Here is a 26,434-nt window from a genome sequence, read left to right on the forward strand (position 1 = left end):
ATATTGGCTTTATCTTATACTTTTTATAAATCTGGATGCTAATCTAATTTTTCCTCTATATGGAACTTCATCAATACGTTCAAAAACTGTTAGAATATGGGGTTTTATTATATTTTTAAATTGTTGCTTTGAGAGTTACTATGTCACTGGAAGCCCTGACCACTGAAGCGCTCGCTGCGATTGCAGCAGCAGAGGACCTTGCTACACTCGATCAAGTACGAGTGCAATTTACAGGGAAGAAAAGCCAGCTCGCGGAACAATCCAAGGCACTGGGTAAAATGGACCCGGAAGAACGTAAAGTTTTTGGGGCCAAAATTCATGCGGTTCGTGAAGCCATTACAGGCGCATTGACGGCTCGTCAGACTGAATTACAAAAAGCTGCATTAGAACAAAAGCTTGCTAGCGAAACTATTGATATTACCTTGCCAGGCCGTGGTCAAAGTGTGGGCAGTATTCACCCTGTGACTCAAGTGCAAGAACGTATTTGCCAGTTCTTTACCAAAGCCGGTTTCACTGTTGCGACAGGCCCTGAAGTTGAAGACGATTATCACAACTTTGAAGCCCTGAACATTCCGGGTCATCACCCTGCACGTGCCATGCATGACACTTTCTATTTTGATGTGAATCATTTATTGCGTACCCATACTTCTGGTGTGCAGATTCGTACCATGGAAACCCAACAACCACCGATTCGTATTGTTTGCCCGGGCCGTGTTTATCGCTGCGACTCGGATCAAACCCATTCGCCAATGTTCCATCAAATTGAAGGTTTATACATTGCGGAAAATACCAGCTTTGCAGAATTGAAAGGTTTGTTGATTAACCTGTTGAACGAATTCTTTGAAAAAGATTTAACCGTACGTTTCCGTCCATCTTACTTCCCGTTCACTGAGCCAAGTGCAGAAGTCGATATTATGGATGAGCGCGGTCGCTGGTTAGAGGTTTTAGGTTGCGGTATGGTGCATCCGAATGTACTTCAGGCAGCAGGTATTGATTCTGAAAAATACAAAGGTTTTGCGTTTGGCTTAGGTGTGGAACGCTTTGCCATGCTTCGCTACGGTGTGAATGACTTACGTATGTTCTTCCAAAATGATGTGCGTTTCTTACGCCAGTTTGCGTAAACGAATTTATTAACCTCTCCCTGACCTCTCCTAAAAGGAGAGGGGGATTTTCAATATGAAACAGGGGTCTCTCTTTGAAAAATAGAGAGTTAGACGGGATTCAAGAAATTAGATTTATAGGTCTTTATAGAAATGAAAATTAGCGAAAATTGGTTACGCACCTGGGTTAACCCAGCTATTGATAGTGAAAAACTGTCTGATCAATTGACTATGCTTGGTCTGGAAGTGGATGAATTGGCGCCAGCGGCTAAACCTTTTACAGGTGTGGTTGTAGGTGAAGTACTGACTGTAGAACAACATCCAGATGCTGACCGTTTACGTGTGACCACGGTAAATATTGGTTCTGGCGAGCCATTACAAATTGTTTGCGGTGCACCAAATGTACGTGCCGGCATGAAAGCCCCAGTGGCAACCATTGGTGCTGTACTTCCAGGTGATTTTAAAATCAAAAAAGGCAAACTTCGTGGTATTGAATCACAAGGTATGCTTTGTGGTGCTTCGGAAATTGATCTTGAAGATAAAATTGATGGCTTGTTAGAGCTACCAAGCGATGCACCTGTAGGCGTGAACGTCCGTGAATACTTAGACCTTGATGACAACGTTATTGATATCAGTATTACGCCAAACCGTGGTGATTGTTTCAGTATTTGCGGTATTGCCCGTGAAATTGGGGTAATCAATCAACTTCCAGTTAACGCACCTGAAATCAAGGAAGTGGCTGCGACCATTTCTGATGAGAAAAAAGTTGTTTTTGATACTGAAGGTTGCCCACGTTACCTAGGCCGTGTCATTAAAAACGTCAATACCAAAGCTGCGACACCACTATGGATGGAGCGTGCACTTGCCCGTTCTGGTATCCGTCAGCACAGCATTTTGGTGGATATTACCAACTACGTCTTGATGGAACTGGGTCAACCGCTACATGCATTTGACGGTGGCAAGGTTCAAGGTGCTGTGCATGTTCGTCAAGCGACTGCGGGCGAAAAACTTGTGCTGTTGAATGAGCAAGAAGTTGAGCTGCAAGATAATGTCATGGTGATTGCAGATGATGAAAAAGCATTAGCAATTGCCGGGATCATGGGCGGCTTGTCTTCAGCAGTCAGTGATGCAACCACTGAAATTTTCCTGGAATCAGCATTCTTCGCGCCACTGCATATTGCCGGTCGTGCGCGTAGCTTTGGCCTGCATACTGATGCTTCTCAGCGTTATGAACGTGGTGTCGATTTTGAATTACCATTGATCGCTATGCACCGCGCATCACAGCTGATTGCTGACCTGGCAGGTGGTGAGTTTGGTCCAATTACCGTGGCAGAAAAAGCTGAGCTACTACCAACACGTGATGCAATTGAACTAAATCAAGCTCAAGTCGATCAATTATTGGGTTACAAAGTTGAATCTGACTTTATTACCGATGCCTTGCAGCGTTTAGGTTGTGTAGTCACTGTCAAAGCAGAAGGCGAGTGGAGTGTTGTTCCTCCTTCACACCGTTATGACATGGCTATTTATCAAGACCTGATTGAAGAAGTGGCACGTATTCACGGTTATGACAATATTCAAATCAGCTTACCTGTAATTGATGTAAAACTGGCAAAACATCAAGACCAGTTTGAATTGCCTCAACTTCGTCAAACCTTGGTGACTTTAGGTTATCAAGAAGCGATTAGCTTTAGCTTTGCCGATGCCAAGCTTGAAAAGCAATTGAACCCGGCAGTTAACCCATTAATGTTGGCGAATCCAATTTCAAGTGATTTGGCTGCGATGCGTTCGACGCTGCTATCTAGCCTGATTCCATGTGTACAGTACAATATCAACCGTCAGCAAAGCCGCGTGCGTTTCTTTGAGCTGGGTTTACGTTTTGATTATCAGGATGCAAAAAGCATTCATGATTTAAAACAGATTCCGACTTTGGCTTTAATTGCTGTTGGTGCTAAAACTGCTGAATCTTGGCATGGTAAAGCACAGCCGATGGATTTCTTTGACCTTAAAGGTGAAGTGGAAGAAATTTTAGCGGCAGCACGAGTGAAAGTTGAATATGTGCGTTCGGAGCGCAGCTGGTTACATCCTGGTCAATCTGCTGAAATTTTAGTAGATGGAAAATCAGTAGGTTATCTCGGTCGTCTACATCCATCTCTGGAAGATGAGCTCGATTTGGGCATGTCTTGGGTCGCTGAACTCGATCAAAAGGCTATTTTGCAAACTTATGTATCTAATTTTACAGAATTATCACGTTTTCCATCGGTAAGACGTGATATTGCGCTTTTAATTAATGATAAGATTAATGTTAGCGAAATTCAGGGACTTATCGAAAAAACAGGTGGGGAGCTGCTAGACTCGACATGGTTATTCGATGTGTACACTGGACAAGGAGTAGAAGAAGGGAAACGCTCACTGGCATTTGCACTTCTCTGGCAGCATCCAAACCGTACACTGGAAGATGCTGAAATTAAATCAGGTATGGATAATATCCTTCAAGTGTTGGAAAACACTTACCAAGCGACATTGAGGGCTTCATGACAGCACTAACAAAAGCAGAAATGGCTGATCATTTAAGTGAGCTCACGAGTTTAAACCGTCGTGAAGCTAAACAAATGGTCGAGTTGTTCTTTGATGAGATTAGCCAAGCGCTAATCTCAGGCGAGCAAGTTAAACTTTCAGGTTTCGGTAACTTCGAGTTGCGTGATAAACGCCAACGTCCAGGTCGAAACCCGAAAACGGGTGAAGAAATTCCAATTTCTGCACGCCGTGTAGTTACCTTCCGTGCAGGACAGAAATTCCGCCAGCGCGTTGGAAATGAGCAGATCGATTGATCTGCTTTTTTTTGTTTTAAATTTTAAGAGGGTCTTTTGTTTCAAACAGTACGGAACAGTGGTGTTTGTAAATTAGATCGTTTCATGCATTTTTATATGATTGAACTTTATTTAAGTCATAAAAAAAGAGAGCCAAAAGGCTCTCTCTTTTTTTACTGAATAATCGTAAAGATTATTGAGCAGCAGAAGCAGCAGCTTCAGAAGCTGGAGCAGCGTCAACAGCAGAAGCAGCAGCTTCAGTAGCAGCAGAAGCTTCAACAGTAGCAGCAGAAGCAGCAGCAGTAGCTTCAGAAGCAGCTACAGTAGCTTCAGATGCAGCAGCATCAGCAGCAGGAGCTTCTTCAGTTTTTTTAGCACAACCAACGAAAGCTAAAGTAGTAGCAACTGCAGCAGCAATAGCGATTTTTTTGAATAACATGGCATCACTCTCTAAAATATGAGATTAAAAATAACCTATGTTAGCCTGTTGAGTGCTTTTATTCTTCCTAAAATTTGTTAGGCAGTAACAATGCAAAGGCAGTCTAACTGGTCTGCGAATATGCTATCACTGCGCATTTTGAATTACTACTAGGCGTGTGTTAAAAAATGCAAAAAAAGACAAAAAGTGAGCGTTTTTTTAACAGAAAATAACAATCAATTGGAAGGTTTATATTGGATAAGTACTAAATAACTCGCTAAAAACTAAAGTTTTTTAAAATTAAGATTTAAAAGGAAGATTAACCTACATATTAAGTTTACATAGAAACTGAGCAATTGTAGCTTTATGTAAGTTAAGTCAACCAAATAAAAAGGCTATCCTTGAGATAGCCTTTTAATATAAAAAAGAATAACAACCAGCTTAGTTGGTGGCTTTACGCTTCATTTGATCGAAGAAATCATCATTGGTTTTGGTTTCTTTCATGCGGTCCAGCAAGAATTCCATCGCAGCCAATTCATCTTGAGTGTGCAATAATTTACGCAAAATCCAGACCTTACGTAAGTTATCTTCACTCATGAGACGCTCTTCACGACGCGTACCTGATTTCTTGATGTTCATGGCCGGGAATACACGTTTTTCAGCAATACGGCGATCCAGTGTAATTTCCTGGTTACCTGTACCTTTGAATTCTTCGTAGATCACTTCATCCATCTTACTGCCTGTTTCGATCAGGGCAGTAGAGATAATGGTCAGTGAACCACCTTCTTCAATATTACGTGCAGCACCGAAGAAACGTTTTGGACGTTCAAGCGCATGTGCATCTACACCACCGGTCAAAACCTTACCTGAAGAAGGAATTACGGTGTTATAGGCACGTGCAAGACGGGTAATCGAGTCAAGCAGAATGACCACATCTTTTTTGTGCTCTACCAAACGTTTGGCTTTTTCAATCACCATTTCAGCCACTTGTACGTGACGAGCTGGTGATTCATCAAAGGTTGAAGCAATCACTTCACCACGAACGGTACGTTCCATCTCGGTTACTTCTTCAGGACGTTCGTCAATTAGAAGCACAATCAGGAAACATTCAGGATTGTTACGTACAATCGACTGGGCGATGTTTTGCAACAACATGGTTTTACCCGCTTTTGGCGGCGCAACAATAATAGAACGTTGGCCTTTACCAATAGGAGCTACCAAGTCAACCACACGGGCAGTCAAATCTTCAGTGGTACCATTACCCAGTTCCATCACCAATTGTTCAGTCGGGAACAATGGGGTCAAGTTTTCGAACAAAATTTTGTTACGTGAGTTTTCAGGCGTGTCGTAGTTAATTTGATTAACTTTTAAAAGAGCAAAATAGCGTTCGCCTTCTTTAGGTGGGCGAATTGTGCCGGTAATGGTATCACCGGTGCGTAAGTTGAAACGGCGAATTTGTGATGGGCTGACGTAAATGTCATCTGGGCCAGCAAGATAAGAGCCTGCTGCTGAGCGGAGGAAACCAAAACCATCAGACAGAATTTCCAGAACACCATCACCAAAAATCTCTTCGCCATTCATTGCATGGCGTTTTAAGATGGCAAAAATGATGTCTTGCTTACGGTTACGAGCCATTCCTTCTAGGCCCATAAACTCGGCAATCTTGATGAGTTCGCCAATCGGTTTTTTCTTGAGTTCAGTTAAATTCATAGGGGGTCAGATAGAATTAAAATTCTGGGATATGGATGAGAAAAGGGAGCAACATTGAGCCGCTTACACGCAATAAAAGTAACGCAATTGTATTTGCACAATAACAATTCAGAGGTCTGATTCATTGTTTCGAAGAGAAAAGTGTAAAAACAATTTCTGTTGCCGAGCGGCGATCTTATGTGTTGTGTCTTGTAAGAAAATGGCGGATTAGAAATCCTTTATTCCTTGAACAAGCAATATAAGAGCTAATCATATTTTTGTCAATTTATAGACGAAAAAAATACGCTATCCGGAGATAGCGTATTGTATCAAATTACACTGGTTTCAATTAGATGTTTTCTTCAATGAAAGCAGTCAATTTAGATTTTGGCGCAGCACCGACTTGTTGAGCGACAACTTCACCATTTTTAAACATTAATAAAGCTGGAATGTTGCGGATATTGTAGTTTACGGCAGTCGCTTCACAAGCAGTTACGTCAACTTTAACAATCTTAACTTTACCTTCGAATTCTGTAGACAGTACTTCTAGTACAGGGGCAATGGCTTTACACGGTGCACACCAGCCTGCCCAGAAATCGACAAGTACAGGAACGTCAGATTGTAAAACGTCCGCTTCGAAGTTCGCATCAGTTGTGTTTACGATATTGCCAGACATGGATATGCTCCAAATAAAATTTTAAGTTAGTTCTATAACTATAAGTATTACATAGCCTCGTTTAACTATGTAGAGGGATATGTAAATTTTCAACCATTATATTGAGTTTGTCTAATTGATGCTCACGATATTGATTATCGTGTCCTACAATTGATCTTTTCATACCTCAAAAGGATTGAATATTGAATTTTTAAACCCTCACTGCTTTATTGAATTGATTCAATTCTAATGCGTTTGTGGAGGGAGTTTATCTAGTTTTGAAAGTTCAAAATCAAAATCTCAAAATATCGTTTAAGGCACTAAGAAAAACCTATTGTTTCCCATAAATGACTTCTTAAGCCAGTTTTAAACACTGCTTTAAAATGCAGGGTAAACGATAGGAAATAAATAGCCTCCTTATTGCACTCACAAATTCATTACTTGCTAAAAATCTATTTGTTATTTTGACTTTAGGAATTACGGGGCATTGTTGAAAAAATAATTGAGCAAAGAAGTTTATTTTTTAATGGATTAAAAAACTGCTTCATTTGAGCTCATAAATGGCTTTTAAATTGCATGTATGTGAATTACTCTAAGCATAATTCTTATAGGTTCGTTTGAATAATGTCTGATTTTTTGATTGATGAAGAGTTACTTGCTGCCATCGATATGGGGTCGAACAGCTTTCACTTGGCTATTGCCCGTGTAGATCATGGCGAAGTAAAAAAAGTGGCTTCGATGTCAGAAAAAGTACAATTAGCAGCGGGTCTGGATGAAAATAAAAATTTGACCGAAGCTGCACAGCAACGTGGTTTGGCCTGTCTGGCACGTTTTGTCGGGCGTCTGAGTTCTGTGCAACCCAACCGCTTGCGTATTGTCGCGACCAATGCGTTACGTCAGGCAAAAAATGGTCACGAATTCATTCAGAAAGCTGCTGAAATTTTACCCAAGCCGATTGAGATTATTGCCGGTCGTGAAGAAGCCCGTCTGATTTATCTAGGCGTTTCACACACCATGGCCAACAGTGGCCGTCGTCTGGTGATTGATATTGGTGGTGGTTCAACTGAACTGATTATTGGCGAAGCATTTGAGCCGATTCATACTGAATCTGTACAAATGGGCTGTGTGGCATTTACCACAGCCTATTTTATGGATGGCGAAATTAACCAGAAAAGTTTCGATAAAGCGGTGACTGCTGCCCGCAAAGAAATTTCAGGAATTGCCAATACCTATAAAGCGGCAGGGTGGGATACCGTAGTCGGTTCAAGCGGAACCATTAAAGCCTGTCGTCAGATTACAGTGAACATGGGCTGGAGCAATGAAAAAGAAGAGCTTACCCGTGAAGGTCTGGAAAAACTTAAAGACAAGCTGCTTAAATATAAGCATGTCACTGAAATGGAATTTGATGGCTTAAAAGAAGACCGCCGAGCAGTTTTGCCAGCAGGGATTGCCATTTTATATGCCGTATTTGATGTCTTGGGTTTAGACAAACTGGTCTATTCAGATGGGGCTTTACGTGAAGGCGTGATGTATGACTTGTTGGGACGTTTCCAGCATGAAGATATTCGTGACCGTTCTGTGCATGCCTTGATGGGACGCTATAATGCAGATACCAAACAAGCTGAACGTGTAGCCAATACGGTGCAGCAATTGTTTAACGGTGTTGCGAAATCTCTGAATTTAACCAATGATGACAGTGACTTACTGCGTCGTGCTGCATGTTTGCATGAAATTGGTTTGGCGATTAGTCACAGTGGTTACCATCGCCACGGGGCTTATTTATTGCAACATTCGGATATTCCCGGTTTCTCGCAAATTGATCAAAACCATTTGTCACATTTGGTCGCTCATCATCGTCGTAAACTTCGTGGTGATGCACGAGTGGATGTTTCAAAAGTCGGTGGTAGCAAACTTGTGTACTTATGTCTATTGCTTCGTTTAGCTGTTTTGCTGAATCATAGTCGTAGCGATGAGATGCTTCCTGCCATTGAATTAAGTGTTGTCAATGAGCAACAATGGCAACTCAGCGTTTCTGGCGATGCCAAACAATGGCCTTTGCTTGTAGCAGACTTGCATGATGAACAGGTGCAGTTTAAGCATTGGGATATTGAATTGAATATTCAGTCGGAACAATTTATCTATTAACAAGTGATTGGTTAACAAGTTATTGTTAATTTAGGGATAATGGTCGACCTATGAAAAATAAAGCTGCTCAATCTAAAGCATGGACAACGGTTCAAATTGCGCGTCATCCAGAACGTCCGCAATTTTTGGATTATGTTGGTGAAATTTTCACTGAATTCGATGCTTTACATGGAGATCGGGTATTTGGTGACGATGGTGCAATGATCGGTGGCTTGGCACGTTTTAATGGTCAGCCAGTGATGATTGTTGGGCAACACCGTGGCCGCAGCACGCGTGAAAAATTGCAACACAACTTCGGTATGAGTAATCCTGAAGGCTACCGTAAATCACAGCGTTTGCTGGATATGGCAGAGCGTTTCAAGTTACCGGTATTTACCTTCATTGACACTATGGGTGCATATCCGGGTGTAGGCGCAGAAGAACGCGGTCAGGCAGAAGCCATTGCCACCAGTCTGGCACAGCTTTCAAGCCTGAAAGTTCCAGTAATTGCAACTGTATTGGGTGAAGGCGGTTCAGGTGGTGCACTGGGTATTGGTGTGGCAGATCGTGTCGTGATGCTGTCTCACAGTATTTATTCTGTGATTTCTCCTGAAGGTTGTGCATCCATTTTATGGAAAACAGCCGAGAAAGCAGAACAAGCCAGTGAAGCCCTGGCATTAACTGCTGAAAAGTTAAAACAAATGGGCATTGTTGAATACGTGGTTGATGAAGGTGAAGGCGCACATTTGCAGCCTGAAAAAGTGATGCAAGACCTTAAAGATGTGTTACAACAGGCTTTAGAAGAATTGCAATCGATGGATGCGAATGAAAGATGCGAAGCACGTTACCAGCGTTTAATGAAGTTTGGCAGCGACAATTCCGGTCTAGCGTCTTAAAGCAAATCCAGTGCTTTCCTCTCGAGAGCACTTTCTTAATTGGATGTAGCGGCGGCATGGATTCCATGCTGCTTTTACATCTGATGTCTGATTTATTTCCTGAAAAAATCCGCGCGATCTATATCGATCACCAGTTACAAAACATCAGTGCCGATTGGGGCCAGTTTGTATCTGATCAATGCGCGGCCTTGAAAGTCCCATATATTGTTGAAGCGGTCAATGTGCAAGCAGGAAATCTGGAACATCAAGCCCGTAACGCACGTTATCAGGCTTATTCAAAACATCTCAAACCCAATGAAATTTTAGTTCTGGCGCATCATCAGCAAGATCAGGCTGAAACCTTAATGTTGCGCTTACTTTCAGGTGCCGGTGTGCATGGACTGGCTGCGATGAAACAGGTGGATGTACGTGAGCAATTCACCATTTGGCGACCGCTGCTGGATCTTTCGCGTGAGCAGATTTGCCAATGGGCCGCCCAGCTGAATGTGCAGAATATTGAAGATCCCACCAATTTAGATACTTATTATGATCGAGCCTGGTGCCGTCATGAATTGTGGCCGCTGTTGCAACAACGTTATCCTAAAATGCAGCAGGCACTCAGCCGAACCAGTTATCTTATGCAGGATGCTGACGAAATTCTGCAAGAAGTATTGCAACAAGATTTAGCACTTTGCGGATCGGCCACTGAACTGGATTTAAAAAAATTATCTCAATTATCAAGTGCACGTCAAAGACAACTGCTATCCGCTTGGATGAAGGGGCAGGATAGCTATCGTCCGAGTTTTGAGATGGTGGAGCGCTTGTTACATGAAGTAATTCAGTCCAAAGCTGATGCTCAGGCTGCATTGCACTGGAATCAATATTATTATCTGCGCTATCAGCAGACACTTTTCCGCTTAAGTGCCGCAGAATATTTGGCTGAAAAAAATGAAAGGGATATTGCTGAACAAACCCTGTGTTTGCAGTTAAATCAAAGGATTGACGTTCTTTCAGGAAACTATGTTACTAAAACTGCAAAAATAGGTCTTTCAGCCGCATTGCTGGGAAAAAAACTGAATCTGGTGCTGCGACAAGGTGGAGAAAAAATACATTTATATGGACGAGTCGGGACCTGGCCACTAAAAAAAGCCATTCAGCAAGCACAAATTTTTCCCTGGCAGCGTCATAGAATTCAAATATTAAGCATAGATAATGTTATGCTTGGTGTTTTTACACCAAAAGGGTTTTGGTTAGCTCAATCTGAATATTGTGAAGTCGGTGGATGGCAACCAAATTTAATCTCTTAGTTAAAAAATTCTAAGTCGAGTATAAATCCATGAGTGCAGCTTTAAATTGTAATATTTGTTTTATTGGTGGCGGAAATATGGCTCAAGCCTTAATTGGCGGGCTCATTTCACGGGGTTTAGCACCAACACGTATTACAGTTTCTGATCCGGTCGAGAAAGTCCGTCTTTTGTTAGCAGAAAAAGATGTACAGGTGACCGATGATAATATTGCTGCCATTCGTGATGCCGATATCGTCCTTTTTGCAGTAAAACCGCAAGTATTGGCCAGTGTATTAAAACCACTAAAAGGTTTATTTGATGGTAAATTGGTGATGTCGATTGTGGCGGGTGCTGAAATTGCGACCATTGCCGATCTTTTAGAAACTGATCGCATTGTTCGCGTGATGCCGAACACGCCTGCTTTAGTACAAACCGGAGCACATGGCTTGTATGCAACCGAAGCGGTGAATGCACAAGATCGTGAATTGGCCAGTCAGGTTTTAGCTGCAACCGGTTTAACCCTTTGGGTGAATTCTGAAGCACAGATTGATGCGGTAACGGCAGTGTCAGGTTCGGGTCCCGCTTATTTCTTCTATATGATGGAAAGCATGATTCGTGCAGGTAAAAACTTGGGGCTGGATGAGAAAGTAGCGACTGCACTGACTTTACAAACCGCTTTAGGTGCGGCACAAATGGCGATTACCAGTTCCAATACTCCGGCAGAACTGCGTAAAAATGTGACCTCTCCAAACGGCACGACTCAGGCTGCACTTGAAGTGTTTGACCGTGCACAAATCTCTCAAAATATTCAGGCCGCTTTGGCTGCAGCACAAAAGCGCAGTCAGGAACTTGCTCAAGAGCTAAGTGAAAGTAGCAAATAACTCGTTTTTATTTAGGAAAGTTCCAGTATGGGTGCAAACTCTGCGCTAATTTTTGGCATTATCATTAACGTAGCGATTTTGCTCGTGTTTTTCCGTTTTCTTATGCAGCTTGCAGCGGTGAATGCTTATAATCCCGTGGTCATGTCTACGGTAAAAGCGACAAAAATCGTGGATGTGTTTGGGCGTATTTTTCCAACAGTAGCAAAAGGCCGCGTTAATTTGGCAGCTTTAGCATTGGTGGTAATTTTATATTTACTCAAGATTTTTGGGGTAATGTACCTTTCAGGGGCTATGCCGAACAGTCCGGTACATCTGGTGATTTTAACCTTCGTCACCATGATTCAAGACCTGATCCGTTTCTGTCGTTACCTGATTTTTGCAACGATTATTTTAAGTTGGGTGGTGATGTTTACCCAGTCCCGTTCACCGTATATTGAAGTGATTCAGGAACTGGCAGAACCTTTACTGGCACCGTTCCGCCGTATCTTGCCGAATATGGGCATGATTGATCTGTCTCCAATTGTGGCATTCTTTGCTTTATATATTGCTGAAATTATTATGAATGAAGTGGCAATTGCACTTTTGACCGGACTTTAACGTTTAGCCAGTAAAATCTGGACAATAAAAAAGGACTCGATAGAGTCCTTTTTTATTGGAAAAATTCCTCTCACTCTGAGAGATGAGTAGCATTGCTACGCAAGAGAGGGGCTTTAAAAAATGACCTCCATCCTCTTGCTGAATATATTCCTCACCTTCTAGAAGGAGGGAAAAGGAATCTCCCCTAACCCCTCTTTAAAAAGAGGGGAAATCTGTGGATTAATGCGCCTCATCCCAATTCATGCCTTTACCGACTTCGACAATCAGCGGTACGGAAAGCTGGATTACCGATTGCATCACTTCAGCCAGTTTCGGTGCCAGATCATCGGCAATCTCGGCATCAACTTCAAATACCAATTCATCGTGTACCTGTAACAGCATTTTAGCCTGATCTTTCGGTAACATTTTATCGACTTCAATCATGGCTATTTTAATGATGTCTGCAGCACTTCCTTGAAGTGGGGCATTGATGGCAGCACGTTCAGCAGCTTTACGCACCATCATGTTGCGCGCATCAATATCAGGGGTATATAAACGGCGACCTGAAATGGTTTCGACAAAGCCCTGTTCCAAAGCGATCTGACGCGTACGTTGCATATATTCATAAATGCCAGGATAACGATGGAAATATTGCTTGATGTAGTTTTGTGATTCTTCACGGGTAAAGCCAAGCTGACGAATCAGACCAAATTCGGACATGCCATAGAGCAGACCGAAGTTAACAGCTTTGGCCTGACGACGCTGGTCATTGGTGACATCTTCCAGCGCAATTCCCAGCACTTCGGCAGCAGTACGGCGGTGTACGTCCTGACCGTGATTAAAGGCATCGACCAAGGCTTCATCCTGGGAAAGATGGGCCATTAAACGCAGTTCAATTTGTGAATAATCGGCTGCCAGCACGATGCGGCCTTCAGGAGCAATAAAGGCTTTACGAATTTGGCGGCCAATTTCTTCACGAATCGGAATGTTTTGCAGGTTTGGATCGGTTGAGGATAAACGACCTGTAGCTGTCAGTGCCTGATGATAACTGGTATGCACACGGCCACTGTCATTGTTGGCCTGTTTTTGCAGACCGTCGGTATAGGTGCTTTTCAGTTTACAAAGACCACGGTATTGCAAAATTAAATCGGTAATCGGATGTTCAATCTTTTCCAGAATACTTTCATTGGTGCTGTATTGACCGGTTGCTGTTTTCTTGCCGCCTTTCAGTCCGAGTTTGTCAAACAGGATTTCACCGACCTGTTTGGGCGAGCTGACATTAAACGGTTGACCTGCCAACTCAATAATCTGGTTTTCAAGGTCTTGAATGGTATTAGAAAAGTCGACACTCAATTGATCTAAAAACTTCAGATCCAGTTCGATGCCATTTTCTTCCATGACAGTCAGTACACGCGCCACCGGCATTTCAATATTGTGCAAAATATTGTTCAGTTCAGGAATGGCCTGTAATTTCTTCGACAAGACTTCGTAAAGACGATAGGTCACATGCGCATCTTCAGCGGCATAATGCGCAGCTGTTTCAATCTCGATCTGGTTAAAAGTTTTCTGTTTGGCCCCTTTACCTGCCACTTGTTCATAAGTGGTCGTTAAGTGACTGAGATAAACACGGGCCACATCATCCATACCGTGACGGGTCGCCACTGAATTTAGAACATAAGAGGCCAGCATGGTATCGAAATACCAGCCTTGCAGTTCAATACCGTGATTTTGCAAAATGTGCGCATCATATTTTAAATGATGTCCAATTTTTTCAACGCTAGCATCTTCTAAAATCGGTTTAATTTGCGCCAGGATGGTTTCACGATTCAGCTGTTCCGGTGCACCCTCATAGTCGTGGGTCAGCGGAATGTAATAAGCATCATTGGCATCAAATGCCACCGAAAAGCCAACCATCTCCGCAATACGATAATCCAGACTGGTGGTTTCGGTATCAAAGGCAAAGCGTTTTTCAGTACTGAAACGAGTAAACAGGTTGTCCCAGTCAGCCTGAGTTAAAACGGTATGATAATTGGCTTTTCCGAGTTGATCATCCACACTGGTCAGCTCTGCCTCATCTTCAGTGTTAATGACAGCTGTGGTATTTATATCAGTCTCAATACTCTTAGCCGCCTGTTTATAGACTGAATTATTCGGATTATTAGGATGATCGAGCGACTGTAACTGGTTACGGAACTCAAGTTCGGTATAGAGTCGGCGCAGTTCTTCAACATTTGGATCGCCAAGTTTTAAATCTTCATAACAAAGACCCATATCCAGGTCGCAGACAATACTGGCCAACTGATGATCCAGGGTAATGCCTTCCACATTGTCTTTAATGCTTTGACCGACTTTGCCTTTAATTTTATCGACATTTTCTAAAATGCCACCGATTGAACCATATTCGTTCAAAAGTTTGGCCGCGGTTTTCGCTCCGACACCCGGTACACCACGAATGCCATCGGAAGCATCGCCCATTAAAGTCAAATAATCGATAATCTGATTTGGCCATACCCCGAATTTTTCAAAGACAGCATTTACATCCATCGGCTTATCTTTAAAGCTGTCTTCCAGAGTGACTTTGTCCGTAACCAGCTGCGCCATGTCTTTATCGCCGGTCGAAATCAGCACCTGATAACCTTTAGCTTCGGCACGTTTAGCCAAAGTACCAATCACGTCATCCGCTTCAGCACCGGGAAGGGTATGTAAAGGAATACCCAAAGCGCGGATCAGGTTGTGAAGATAGGGAATCTGCTGCGACAGTTCATCCGGCATACTTGGACGGTCACCTTTATAAATCGGTGAAAGCTGATGACGGAACGTCGGCTCAGGCGTATCAAAAATCACCGCCATATGCGTCGGTTGAATACGGCGCATCAACTTTTGAATGGCAGAAATGGCACCACGAATTGCATTGGTCTGTAAACCAGTCGAAGTGGTTAGGGGCGGTAGTGCATGGTATGCACGAAATAAAAAATATGAGCCATCGACCAAAACAAATGGTGGCATTGAAAGATTCCTAATTCAAATAACGAGCTTATTGTACGTGATTTTGCCGATGAACATAGACACATCATCAAACAAGCATGTTACCGAATATCTGATGAATGCTTAAAAATCAAAGTCACAGCTGATGTATGATCAAGTTAATCAGGATTGAGATAAATAAAAAATGGGGAAAGGGCAGAGCGAAATCCGGATGATTTGGCTGATGGTGCTGATTATTGTCGGGGTGGGTGCATGGTTTCTAGAGGCACGCACATTTACTTATTTGTGTGGCTTGGCCTTTGTGGTGAGTATCATGCAATATGTCGATGCCATTCAGTCCCCAACTATACAAATAGCTGAAACAAAAAATCTTTCTGTCCAGGAAACCTCTAAAGTTCCTTTATATTTGTGTTCTATTATTGCCATTGTCGGTGGCATTCTCGATTGGGAGTTTGCAATTGCGGTGGGGATCACAGGCTGGATTTTTTTCTTTCTCAGATGGTTACGCCGTTTAGAAGGCTTATTAAACCAGATTCAAACGCGATTGCAGCATACTCAAACGCTGGCTTATTCGACTGTTGAAAATCCACCAGCTCAACCTCCTGAATCTCAAGTTGTCCCATCTAACTCGGGATTGATTGAACAGTTAAAGCAGTGGACTTTTCAAGGCAATCCAGTATTAAAAGTTGCGATCTTGGTGCTGGTCATCGGCATCATCTTGTTATTGCGCTTTGCGACCGAACATTGGCAACTCAGTCTGGCCTTGAAACTGGCGATTGTAGCAGCGGTCAGTGCGGCAGTGACGGGACTTGGTTACTGGATGCAAAGTAAAAACCGCAGCTTTGCCTTAGCCTTGGAAGGTTTAGGCTTAGCCGCATTATTTCTGACCCTGTTTTTTGCCTATTACAATGCCGTGATTCCAACGCTCGCCATCGCTGGAGTATGTTTTGCCCTGATTATGGGCGTGACCCTGATCCTCAGTCTAAAACAGCAATCCATTGAACTGGCGCTGATGGCCATGATCATTGCCTATATTGCTCCTTTTACCTTGCCGGTGCGCAATGCGACAGCGATTGAACTGATTGCCTATTATGTGGTGATCAATCTGGCCGTTGCGATTTTAAGTACCTTACGCCCATGGAAAATGCTGAATCAAATTGCTTTCTTAATGACGGTTTTTGTGGGAGGGGGTTATGCCTTTTATCACGGCAAAGAATTTGAAAAAAATACTTTAACCATATTGGTGGCGGTGCATACGGCAATCTTTGTCTGGCTGAGTTTTCGTTTCAGCCAGCTGCTGGCCAAAGAAGATCTGGCTCAGTTTAAACTGAAACCTGCTTTAGATATTGCCCTGATTTTTGGTGCACCTCTGGTCGGTTATATTTTTATTTATCTGATGCATTTTGAAGAGATACGATGGCAAGCCGGAGCGAGTCTGGCTTTTGCAGCTGTGTACGCAGGTCTGTATCAACTTTCAAAACGCCATCAGACGGTGCAGCTGATTTCACAAAGCTATTTCAGTTTAATGCTGATTTTCCTGGCCCTGATTCCACCGATTCTGTTGCATGAACAATGGAGCGTGATTGGCTGGGCGGTGGAAGGGTTGATCATTTTTACTTATGCCCTGTATCGTCAGTCAGAGATCAGTCGTTATCTGGCTATGGGACTGATGATTGTTGCCGGCTTATCTAGTTTGTATTACTTGGTAGAGCTAAATGAATTTCCCAATGAAATGTATTGGGGCTTATGTCTGAGCTATTTTGCTGTGGTATTAGTCGCGAATGGCCGAGAATCTTTTAGGAATCAGCTGACCAATTCAACCATCGCTTTTCATTGTCTGCAGATGTTGTCTGCAACTACGATGTTGATTGTGCTGTTACTCGATGAAATTGAGCATCCCAGCCAGCTGGTGATGAGTCTGTTGATTGTCAGTGGCTTCTATCTGCTGATGAATGAAGTCCTGCTACGTTGTAAAGCCACATGGTCATGGCTGTTTCCGAAATGGCTGGGCCTCATTCCGGTGTTTGTATTTGCCCTGATTATTGTGATTGATCAAAGTCAGCAGGGCATGATTATTTGGCCCACGATGTTTGACCGTCTAGGTTTTGCACTCTCCGGATTGATGCTGACTATATTGTGGCTGCGTCCGCTGTTGGGCGTACGTACTGAAAAAGAATGGGTCAGTTTCGGTACCCTGACCAGTCTGGCCATGACCAGCTTAACGCTATTTCCCGGCATGCCTTATATCAGTGTGGTAATTTTACCTTTACTGTTCTGTGCCTGGTGTTATTGGCAACTGGATAATCCGGACTGGAAAATGTTCTGGCAAGCGCGCAGTAGTTTGCTGCTGATGGCAACCTGGATTGTCTGTTCGCAACTGTTTACCCAGCAGGCCTTTCAGGGTTATATCCTGCCGATCATCAATCCTTTTGATCTGGTCAGTATTGCCATGCTGGCGTGCTTTATCTGGATGTTGTCCTTGCAGGTTAAATCGGGACTGGATCAAGGCATTGTCGCGGTGCTGATGGTGCTGAGTTTGCTTTGGCTCAGCAGTTATATCGTGCTGCGTGCATTACATGTTTATTTGGGTACGCCGTTTAATGAGCTGGCGGTATGGGGGAATGCAACCGTTCAACTGAGTCTGACTTTGTTGTGGGTCAGTTTGGCCTTTATGACCATGAGTCTGGCCAGTCGTAAAAAGTTGCGTTCAGTCTGGATTTTGGGTGGCAGTATTTTGGTGATTGTGACCTTGAAACTGGTGCTGTTCGATTTATCGCATATCGGGACCTTAACCCGGGTGATTTCATTTCTGGGTGCAGGTTTTGTGATGTTGCTGATTGCCTATATTGCCCCGATTCCTGAAAGTTCTCTGCCGCAAAAATCTCCCTAAATTCCCCTTTGATAAAAGGGGGACTCGAATCTTAATAAGTATTTGACTGGATTCTCCCTCCTTTTATAAAGGAGGGTCGGGGAGGATTAAATGATTAAAAGAACTATTTCAAGCGCGCCTCACGATTCACTTCTTTAGCATTCGCGTACTGATCAATATCTTCTTCATTCAATGGCTGAACAGTTGCAGGACGGTCCACAAAGCCCATTTTCGGTACAGGAATTTCAATCTGATTATCCAAAAAGCCGTTACGGATGCGTTCCTGCATTTCGTCACGCACTTTTAAAAAGTTTTCACGATCACACCAAATCGCAAATAACAGTTCAATGGATGATTCGCGGAAGGCTGTAACCGTAACCGCCGGTTTAGGGTCAGCCAGAACCAATGGATATTTATTGGCTACATCCAGTAGTACTTCACGAACTTTAATGATGTCTTCATGGAAATTAATGGCTAAGGTAATTGGAATCCGCCGGATCGGGAATTTGGACAGGTTGTAGACGGGCGCACGAATCAGCTGTTCATTCGGCACGCGGACATACACATTGTCCTGAGTCAGCAGTTTTACCGAAAGCAGGTCAATCGAAATCACTTCACCTTCAATGGTATGACCACGAATCAAGGTCATTTGTACCGTATCACCAATTTCAAAAGAACCTTCCCCAATCAGGAACAAACCGCTGATCAAGTTCGAGGCCGAAGTTTGTGATGCGAAACCCAGCGCAACCGTTAAAATACCTGCCGCCCCTAAAAATACACTCAGTTTAAAACCGGCTTCTTTCAGGCTGGCCATCACAAAGATCAGGAAGATGAAATAAAAAATCCCGCGGCGCCAAACCAGACTTTGGTGCGCATTAAAACGTGAACCAATGGTGCGAATAAAGGTGTTGGAGACAAAACGTGCAATTAAAAAACCGATAAAACACAGCACAATGGCAACGATAATTTCAGTCAGGCGTTCGGTATTGATATTGGTAAAAATACCTTTGATGCTGCTGGTAATTTCTTTTGGAATATTGGAGTCTGCCATAATGCCCCCTAGAAAAACGAGTCAAACATATTAAACAAAGCACTGGCTGGAGCACGTGGCGGATGCAGATACATCACTTCGCCTGCATGAGGCGGGGTACGGTTTTCAATTCGAATGCGTGGCGGTCGATCCGAACCTTCATGTAAGACTTTAATCTGTGAAGTCCATAAGCGTCCGGTACTTTCACTATAGAACAGGGGAAGTGCAGAAACCGGCACATTCATCCGGTCAAAGCGCAGTTGTTGATGGCTGGTATTATGGAATTCAATCGGGGTCACCGCGCGAAAAGCGCGTGGCTTGAGTTGATGTAATTCAGTACGGCCATCGACCGAGGTGGCATAACAAATTTCACCGGTACGATGATTCGGGCCAAACCAGGTGTCCTTAGGTAGAATGACTGGAATATCAAACAGCGGATCTTTTTGTCCTTCGACAAAACCTGCAATCCATAACGGGGTACTGATATACAGCGTACCGCGCTGTCCTGCTGGGATATAAATAGGATCAACCGGTTTAATCACCACCGAGCGATCCGCCAAACGCGGCATAAGCTGTAACTTATCTTGCGTTGACTTAAACATATAACGTTCTACTTTGACCGGCTGTGGAAAGCCAAAATTGGGATCTTCAATCGCATGCCACTTCTGTTCATAGTCATATTGAACTTGAGGGCGATGGTATTCTAGGCGCCATTCCTGTAGACCACGAGTCAGACGAAATAACAGTGAACCAAACTGCCAGGCTTTAGGCTGATTCAGTTCAAAGCTTTGTTCGCCCCACCATTTGATTAAATTGGGCTGCTCTGCATCTATCAATTCATCGTTTTTAGACAACGGCATATTTCCTTTATAACTTAATCATGAAAAACAGACTTCACGCTGTCCTATGCTTAGAGTACACTCAAATCAATTTATTCATCATTATAAACTTTGATGCAAGTACTTAAACAATTACAAATACCATATAGTTTTGCCAAGCGTCATGGCGTATTGCTGCGTTACGAGGGTGATCAGGCATTTATTGTACGTCGTGAAAATACGCCGTTGCTGGCAATACAGGAAGCCCGTCGCTATTTGGGTCATCCTGCACAGCACCAGTTGTGTAGTGAACAGGAATTTCACCAGTTACTCAGTTCCAGTTTTGCCGGCGATACCGGTGAATCGCAACAGGTGGCTGCCGGTCTGGAAGATCATCCTGATTTACTCAGTCTGGCCGACTCGGTACCCGAAGCTGAAGACCTGATGGATCAGGAAGATGATGCACCGATTGTCCGGCTGATCAATGCCTTATTGTCAGAAGCCATTCGCGTGGGCGCTTCCGATATTCATATTGAATCTTTTGAGAAAAAACTGTCGGTGCGCTTACGTGTCGATGGGCAGCTGCGTGAAATTGTGCAGCCGCGGCGTGAACTGGCACCATTGTTGGTGTCACGAATTAAAGTTATGGCTAAACTGGATATTGCTGAAAAGCGTATTCCGCAAGATGGCCGTATTTCCTTACGCCTTGCTGGACGTGAAGTGGATGTCCGTGTTTCGACGTTGCCGTCATCGCATGGGGAACGTGTGGTGATGCGTTTGCTCGACAAGCAGGCTGGACGCCTCAATATGACCCACTTGGGTTTGATGCAACCGGATTATGAACGCTTAACTCATCTGGTGCATCGTCCACACGGCATTATCCTGGTGACCGGACCCACCGGTTCGGGTAAAACCACCACCTTATATGCAGCTTTATCAGACTTGAATGATGGTTCAAAAAATATTTTAACGGCAGAAGATCCGATTGAATATCAGCTGGAAGGCATTGGACAAACTCAGGTCAATACTAAAGTGGACATGACCTTTGCTCGTGCTTTAAAAGCCATGCTGCGTCAGGACCCAGATGTGGTAATGGTCGGTGAAATTCGTGATCTGGAAACGGCAGAAATTGCGGTTCAGGCATCATTAACAGGTCACTTGGTTTTATCTACACTACATACCAATACGGCAATTGGTGCGGTCACCCGTTTAAAAGATATGGGCATTGAACCTTTCTTATTGGCCAGTTCTCTGATTGGCGTCATTGCCCAGCGTTTGGTTCGAACTTTATGTCCACGCTGTGCCACCTGGCATGACGCAGATGCGTTTGAAACCGAAATTTTCAGGCATCTGGATGTCGGAGCTGAACTGAAGTTACCGAAACCGAAAGGTTGTGATCACTGTGCGCATACCGGTTTTATGGGACGTACAGCGATTTATGAAATTGTCCCTGTCGATGAACCGATGCGCCGTCTGATTCATGGCAATGCGGCTGAATATGAGCTGGAAAGTTATGCACGTAAACAGTCCGGTTCAATCCGTGATGATGGTCTGCGTAAAGTACTGGCAGGAAAAACCACTCTGGAAGAAGTACTACGCGTCACCAATGAAGCTGCGGATTAAAACGAAGTTCTGTTTACTGTTTATGATTTGATAAATTGCCGAACTTAACAAAGTTCGGTAATTATTTTCATCAGTTGAGCGCGAAATGGGGCAGTCGGATGACTGGGATTAGCTGGGCTTCATTTTGATAAAACTTTTACCTAGTTCGAATCATCTCCAAAGTAAAAATATCTTAGATTCTGAGCTTTTTATCTCAATTAATGATGCTGTTGAGACTTTTTCTCAGCAAATTATTTTTTAATAAAACTCAATATATTTTATGGGGTTTGGAGATATTCCCTAAATGGCTAGATTCACCTGACATTTATCTGACTTTTTAAGTGAATCAGATCAACAAGTTTAATTTATGTGGATGAGAAATTTGAGATGTGATGAATAGACTCTATCCTAAAATTATCTGATTTATTTTAGGATAGATTTAGATTCTACTTAGGTCATCACATTCAAAGTCACATTAATATTATTACGTGTTGCGTTGGAATAAGGGCAGACAATATGCGCAGCATCCACCAGTTTTTGTGCTTCTGCTTGATCCATACCTTCTAAATGAATATTCAAGGTTACTTCAATTCCGAAGCCAGTTGGAATCGGACCAATTCCAACTTCACCTTCAATATAAGCATCTTTACTGATATTGAGTTTATCTCGATTGGCAACGAATTTCATGGCACCGAGAAAACAGGCTGAATAACCTGCGGCAAAAAGTTGTTCAGGATTGGTGCCACCACCCGGTCCGCCCATTTCTTTAGGCACGGCTAACTGAACATCCAGAATTCCATCAGATGAGGTTGCACGTCCGTCACGACCACCGGTTGCTTTGGCTTTTGCTGTATAGACTGCTTTTTCTAAGGCCATTTTTATCATCTCTACGTTTTTATTTAAGCTGTTATGGTGTGGGATTTTGTAGAAAGAATAAGCAGTGATTTTGTAATTTTATAGAAATTTAAAGCTAAAAATTCAATTTAAGGCAGGTGAATTAGAAATTGATGATTTTACGATGCTGAATTAAAGGCATAGAACTGCGGATGGCATTTTGTTCAGCTAGATCAAAAGGTACAGTAATCAAACTTGCGCCTTCAGTATGCACGATATCTAAAATTTCACCGCGACTATTGGTTGCGGCAGCATGTCCCCAAGTCTGACGTTTCTCGCCATGCCAGCCCTGTTGAGCTGCGCCTAAAACCTGACACTGGCTGTCGAGCGCACGTGACTGAAGCAGTAACTGCCAATGCATTTGACCGGTTGTGTAGGTAAATGCAGCTGGTGCAGTCAGCATATGAGCGCCTTGGCTACGTAAAGTTAAAGCCAATTCAGGAAAGCGTAAGTCATAGCACACCATCAGACCAATATTACCAAACGGGGTTTTGGCAACGACCACATCTGTTCCAGGTTCAAAGAATTGCGATTCCTGATATCCACCAACCGCATCACCCACTTGTACGTCAAACAGGTGAATCTTGTCATAACGTGCTTCAGTGCGTTCCGGGCTAATGCACAGGCTGACCGTACGTACCCGACCATCCGTAATAGTAGAGCCATCTGGACGGAACGGGCATGGGAGAGTGCCTGCCACAATCCAGATTTGATATTGATGTGCCAGCTTTTCCAGACGCTGCTGAATAGCTTCGAACTGCGCTGCGGTGTCGCGTTGTTTTCCCGCGGCAAAACAGACAAAGTTTTCCGGGAAAACAATCAGCTCTGCACCACCGGCTTTACTTTGTTGTATCAATGACTCGATCACAATGAAATTGGCTTCAATATCATCTTGGGAATTCATTTGTACAACAGAGAGTAAAGTCATAGGAGATAAGCTCTAAAAATATTTTTATACGTTTTGCTGAGACACTTGTTCTAAGCTCTCTTGTTCTTTTTGTAATTGTTTCACCAAAGGCTCAAACATGTTTTGGTTACTTTCATTTAACTTCATCAATGTTTTATGGGCATCTAAAACAGTGGTTAACATAACATTATGGGTAATGTGCTCTTCAATTAACTCACGGGTGCATACTTTCGGATCACCGCAGTAATTTAAAATCACAAAAACCTGCCCCAAGCCCATACTATTGGCCAAGGTAGTAATATCTGGATTGGTAGATAACATGACAGCCTGAATCTGATGAGTTTGCTTCAGCTTTAAACCAAGCTTGGCAAGTACACCTAAAACCGTACTGTCAATAAATGTAGTTTGGGTTAAATCTACGATTGCCCCAACGACATTTGATTGCTGTTCAATTCGACTAAGAAGTTTGTCTAGACTGATACAAGATTGAGCACGCACTTCGCCAATAAGCTTAAAAATATGCGTTCCATTCAAGCTTGCATATTCAACATGACCTGTTGACATATAAATGCCATTTGCAGAGAAGGATCTTAAAATTATCACATAGGGCCACTATAGACTCAAGTAGCTAACAGTCGTATATAGCTTAGTTGAAAGTTAACGTATTGATTATACGATTAATTCATTCGGCGTAAACTTAAGATGGCGATGTCATCTGCCACATGTTCAGGTGCTTGGAATGATTGATTTTGCAAATGAAAGACTAATTTTTCAAATTGTTCATTCAGTCCGCCATCAAAAGGTTCGAGTGCACCATCAGAACAAATAATAAACCGGGCATGACGATTCAGCACACATTCAAACTCTTCCACTTCAAGGTCTTCTGTCAGGCCCAAAGGAAAACTGCTGGTATTTAAGATTTTCGGCGCCTGGTTGGGTTCAATAATGATGGCAGGTGGATAATGTCCGGCACTTGACCAGCGTAATTGATGAGTTTCTAAATTGAGAACTCCGGCAATCATGGTAATGTGCTTTTCAATATTTTCCTGTACCAGCATGCCATTGAGTTTTTTAATCAACTCGCGCGGTGTTTTGGATCGGCCATGAAAAGCCGCCATCCAAGAGGTCAATAAACTGCTGGTAACGCCATGTCCGGAAACATCTGCCAGATAAAACATGATTTCTTTATCGCTGATTTTCCAGTAATCGTACCAGTCGCCAGACAGATAGGCAGACGGTTGGAATAAGGTTTCAACCTTATAATTCATCAGTTCTATAGGATTGGGAAGCAGACACTTTTGTAAATAAGCCGCAGAGGGCAAGTCACGGCTATCCTGATTGCGTTTATATTGCGCATCAATTTTAAGTAAGGAGTCTTCCGGATCACGTGGCAGCTTGTTCCAGATCCAGCCAGCCAAAGCGCCCAATTCCCATGCTTGGGCTAAAGCGGTGCCTTCATTTTCAAAAGCCAGCACAATCGTGGGAAGTGACCACTGATGCGCGAGATAGTCTTGCACATCAGCAATAGCCAAGATAGTTGGATCATACAAATCAATATCATCTATGTGAATCATTTGCACACTGGGGAGTGTACTGAGTACCTGATCTAAATAAGGAATATTGCGAGTCGGTTGAATGAAATACATAAAAAAATTGTATGATCCTTAAATTGATAACATCTAGAGTTGTACTATAACAATCTAATGATCAGCAAAGGAAGATGCTGTACTGATCATATTTCTATTAAATAGATACGACTTATGTCGTTGTCGTGTCTAAATTATCCTCAGATGTTTCATTATTGGATTGATCGGAGTTATCTGGTTGATCCGGATCTTCAGAGCTGTCTTCATCATCTTCAATGAACATGGTTTCAGGTTCGAGCCCTTTCTTTTCAGCAATGGAGAAATTTTTACGCTGTAAATAAATATCGCGTATTGCAGCGTATTTATCTCCTTGTAACACATCTTCAATTTCTAAAAGTTGTGATCGGGCATCAATACCGCGTAAAGCTTGGTCGGCCCAATAAATTCCGTCATGATCTTCCAGAAGGTATTTTTGTGGGCGGGCTTGACTGTCTACAAGGGTGCCCAATCCATCACGAAATGTACTTGGGCCAAAAACAGGTAGCACAAGATATGGCCCAGAAGGAATACCGTAATAACCCAGCGTTGTACCAAAGTTTTCGTCTTCAGCAGATAACCCGATTCTTCGGGCCGGATCGGCAAAGCCTAAAGTAGTCAGGGTGTTAATGGTAAAACGTCCTAAAGATTCAGCAGCACGAAGAGGACGACCTTGAATTAACTGGTTTACCACATTCCACGGTTCGCCTAAGTTTTTACGGAACTGGCGATAAGAGCCGCGCACTTCAGTAGGAACTTTTTCTTTATATTGAATAGCGAGAGGACGGGCAACGTTACGATCTAATACATCATTAAAAGCAAAAATCTGTCTATTTAAAGGTTGTAAAGGATCTTTCTGGTTTTCAGGCTGAGTTGCGTTTGCATTCACTTTCAAATCTTTGGCTTTAATATTTTTTAATTCTTTTAAGGCTTCAATACGGGGATACTGTGCAGGCTGCGGCTGTGCTGTAGTAGATTCTAGCTCTGATGTAGTTTCCGGCTCAGAAGGAGAAGCTACATCCTGCGCAAATACAGGAGAACTTAATCCTACTGATAAAAGACTAACCCAAATATAATGAAAGTGACGCATAAAAAATCCTAGAGCTTTATTTAAGTCGGTACTTAAAGCTAAAAATACGTAATGAAATATATTAACAGGTCTTTGAATACAGGTATTAAAACAAATTTGATCAAAATATGTAGGAAAAAATGATAAAACGACTAAAAAATATCCTGACAGTATGAAAAGTTAAAAAAGGGTGTTGCATTGGATTGGAAATACTGTAGAATGCACAT

Annotated in this window: 21 protein-coding genes; 10 read left to right on the forward strand and 11 right to left on the reverse strand. The window is 42.9% G+C overall.

Annotated features, from left to right (window positions below; all coding sequences use genetic code 11):
- Positions 1 to 140: 140 nt before the first annotated feature.
- From pheS to B4C48_RS01945, 3 genes are all read left to right on the forward strand, one after another.
- Positions 141 to 1,121, forward strand: coding sequence for a phenylalanine--tRNA ligase subunit alpha (gene pheS, locus B4C48_RS01935; protein ID WP_291353718.1), 981 nt, complete (start codon positions 141 to 143; stop codon positions 1,119 to 1,121).
- A 132-nt stretch (positions 1,122 to 1,253) separates the two neighbouring features.
- A complete protein-coding gene (gene pheT / locus B4C48_RS01940) occupies positions 1,254 to 3,635 on the forward strand; it encodes a phenylalanine--tRNA ligase subunit beta (RefSeq protein WP_291353720.1) in 2,382 nt (793 codons plus the stop codon).
- Positions 3,632 to 3,928 carry an integration host factor subunit alpha gene (locus B4C48_RS01945; protein WP_004649746.1) on the forward strand — a complete coding sequence of 99 codons (297 nt, stop codon included), beginning with the start codon at positions 3,632 to 3,634 and terminating at the stop codon, positions 3,926 to 3,928. Before pheT ends, B4C48_RS01945 begins: the two co-directional genes overlap by 4 nt.
- A 172-nt stretch (positions 3,929 to 4,100) precedes the next feature.
- On the opposite strand, the gene B4C48_RS01950 is transcribed toward B4C48_RS01945, so the two are convergent.
- The 3 genes from B4C48_RS01950 to trxA all read right to left on the reverse strand — a co-directional run bounded on the left by B4C48_RS01950 (position 4,101) and on the right by trxA (position 6,690).
- Entirely contained in the window at positions 4,101 to 4,346 is a 246-nt protein-coding gene (locus B4C48_RS01950) for a hypothetical protein (RefSeq protein WP_291353733.1), read from the reverse strand.
- A 420-nt stretch (positions 4,347 to 4,766) separates the two neighbouring features.
- Positions 4,767 to 6,035 (reverse strand): transcription termination factor Rho, encoded by a 1,269-nt coding sequence (rho, locus tag B4C48_RS01955; protein ID WP_005007569.1) that lies wholly within the window; start codon positions 6,033 to 6,035, stop codon positions 4,767 to 4,769.
- Positions 6,036 to 6,363: 328 nt separating this feature from the next.
- Positions 6,364 to 6,690 carry a thioredoxin gene (gene trxA / locus B4C48_RS01960; RefSeq protein ID WP_004649742.1) on the reverse strand — a complete coding sequence of 109 codons (327 nt, stop codon included), beginning with the start codon at positions 6,688 to 6,690 and terminating at the stop codon, positions 6,364 to 6,366.
- A 603-nt stretch (positions 6,691 to 7,293) separates the two neighbouring features.
- On the opposite strand from trxA, the gene ppx reads away from it, so the two are divergent.
- The 5 genes from ppx to B4C48_RS01985 are packed head-to-tail and all read left to right on the forward strand — an operon-like array spanning position 7,294 to position 12,432.
- Entirely contained in the window at positions 7,294 to 8,814 is a 1,521-nt protein-coding gene (gene ppx, locus B4C48_RS01965; protein WP_291353738.1) for an exopolyphosphatase, read from the forward strand.
- A 50-nt stretch (positions 8,815 to 8,864) separates the two neighbouring features.
- On the forward strand, positions 8,865 to 9,689 hold the full coding sequence (locus B4C48_RS01970) for an acetyl-CoA carboxylase carboxyltransferase subunit alpha (RefSeq protein ID WP_291353740.1): 825 nt from the start codon (positions 8,865 to 8,867) through the stop codon (positions 9,687 to 9,689).
- Positions 9,626 to 10,975: a tRNA lysidine(34) synthetase TilS gene (tilS, locus tag B4C48_RS01975; RefSeq protein WP_291353742.1), complete on the forward strand. Its 1,350-nt coding sequence runs from the start codon at positions 9,626 to 9,628 to the stop codon at positions 10,973 to 10,975. The genes B4C48_RS01970 and tilS overlap by 64 nt, the downstream gene beginning before the upstream one ends.
- Before the next feature lie 29 nt (positions 10,976 to 11,004).
- Positions 11,005 to 11,835, forward strand: a complete 831-nt coding sequence (proC, locus tag B4C48_RS01980; protein WP_291353744.1) for a pyrroline-5-carboxylate reductase — start codon at positions 11,005 to 11,007, stop codon at positions 11,833 to 11,835.
- Positions 11,836 to 11,862: 27 nt separating this feature from the next.
- Positions 11,863 to 12,432: a YggT family protein gene (locus B4C48_RS01985; protein WP_291353746.1), complete on the forward strand. Its 570-nt coding sequence runs from the start codon at positions 11,863 to 11,865 to the stop codon at positions 12,430 to 12,432.
- Positions 12,433 to 12,651: 219 nt separating this feature from the next.
- Here B4C48_RS01985 and polA read toward each other — a convergent pair whose 3' ends face one another.
- Positions 12,652 to 15,417, reverse strand: a complete 2,766-nt coding sequence (gene polA, locus B4C48_RS01990; protein ID WP_291353748.1) for a DNA polymerase I — start codon at positions 15,415 to 15,417, stop codon at positions 12,652 to 12,654.
- Positions 15,418 to 15,580: 163 nt separating this feature from the next.
- Between polA and B4C48_RS01995 the strand changes: the two genes are divergently transcribed.
- Positions 15,581 to 18,286, forward strand: coding sequence for a DUF2339 domain-containing protein (locus B4C48_RS01995; RefSeq protein WP_291353749.1), 2,706 nt, complete (start codon positions 15,581 to 15,583; stop codon positions 18,284 to 18,286).
- 103 nt (positions 18,287 to 18,389) lie between these two features.
- Here B4C48_RS01995 and B4C48_RS02000 read toward each other — a convergent pair whose 3' ends face one another.
- Together B4C48_RS02000 and B4C48_RS02005 are read right to left on the reverse strand one after the other, a co-directional pair.
- Positions 18,390 to 19,316 carry a mechanosensitive ion channel family protein gene (locus B4C48_RS02000; protein ID WP_291353751.1) on the reverse strand — a complete coding sequence of 309 codons (927 nt, stop codon included), beginning with the start codon at positions 19,314 to 19,316 and terminating at the stop codon, positions 18,390 to 18,392.
- A gap of 8 nt (positions 19,317 to 19,324) precedes the next feature.
- Positions 19,325 to 20,155, reverse strand: coding sequence for a hypothetical protein (locus tag B4C48_RS02005; RefSeq protein ID WP_291353753.1), 831 nt, complete (start codon positions 20,153 to 20,155; stop codon positions 19,325 to 19,327).
- 93 nt (positions 20,156 to 20,248) lie between these two features.
- Here B4C48_RS02005 and gspE point away from each other — a divergent pair, with 93 nt between their 5' ends.
- Complete coding sequence (gene gspE, locus B4C48_RS02010; protein WP_291353755.1) at positions 20,249 to 21,736, forward strand: type II secretion system ATPase GspE; 1,488 nt, start codon at positions 20,249 to 20,251, stop codon at positions 21,734 to 21,736.
- A gap of 429 nt (positions 21,737 to 22,165) precedes the next feature.
- On the opposite strand, the gene B4C48_RS02015 is transcribed toward gspE, so the two are convergent.
- The 5 genes from B4C48_RS02015 to B4C48_RS02035 all read right to left on the reverse strand — a co-directional run bounded on the left by B4C48_RS02015 (position 22,166) and on the right by B4C48_RS02035 (position 26,228).
- On the reverse strand, positions 22,166 to 22,591 hold the full coding sequence (locus tag B4C48_RS02015; protein ID WP_291353757.1) for an organic hydroperoxide resistance protein: 426 nt from the start codon (positions 22,589 to 22,591) through the stop codon (positions 22,166 to 22,168).
- A gap of 121 nt (positions 22,592 to 22,712) precedes the next feature.
- A complete protein-coding gene (locus B4C48_RS02020; RefSeq protein ID WP_291353759.1) occupies positions 22,713 to 23,537 on the reverse strand; it encodes a carbon-nitrogen hydrolase family protein in 825 nt (274 codons plus the stop codon).
- 24 nt (positions 23,538 to 23,561) lie between these two features.
- Positions 23,562 to 24,080, reverse strand: coding sequence for an anti-anti-sigma factor GigB (gene gigB, locus B4C48_RS02025; protein WP_291353761.1), 519 nt, complete (start codon positions 24,078 to 24,080; stop codon positions 23,562 to 23,564).
- 113 nt (positions 24,081 to 24,193) lie between these two features.
- Positions 24,194 to 25,162 carry an RsbU family protein phosphatase GigA gene (gene gigA, locus B4C48_RS02030; protein WP_291353763.1) on the reverse strand — a complete coding sequence of 323 codons (969 nt, stop codon included), beginning with the start codon at positions 25,160 to 25,162 and terminating at the stop codon, positions 24,194 to 24,196.
- Positions 25,163 to 25,274: 112 nt separating this feature from the next.
- Complete coding sequence (locus B4C48_RS02035) at positions 25,275 to 26,228, reverse strand: MlaA family lipoprotein (protein ID WP_291353765.1); 954 nt, start codon at positions 26,226 to 26,228, stop codon at positions 25,275 to 25,277.
- Positions 26,229 to 26,434: the final 206 nt, after the last annotated feature.

This window comes from Acinetobacter sp. UBA3106 (assembly GCA_002365595.1).
Lineage (GTDB): Bacteria > Pseudomonadota > Gammaproteobacteria > Pseudomonadales > Moraxellaceae > Acinetobacter.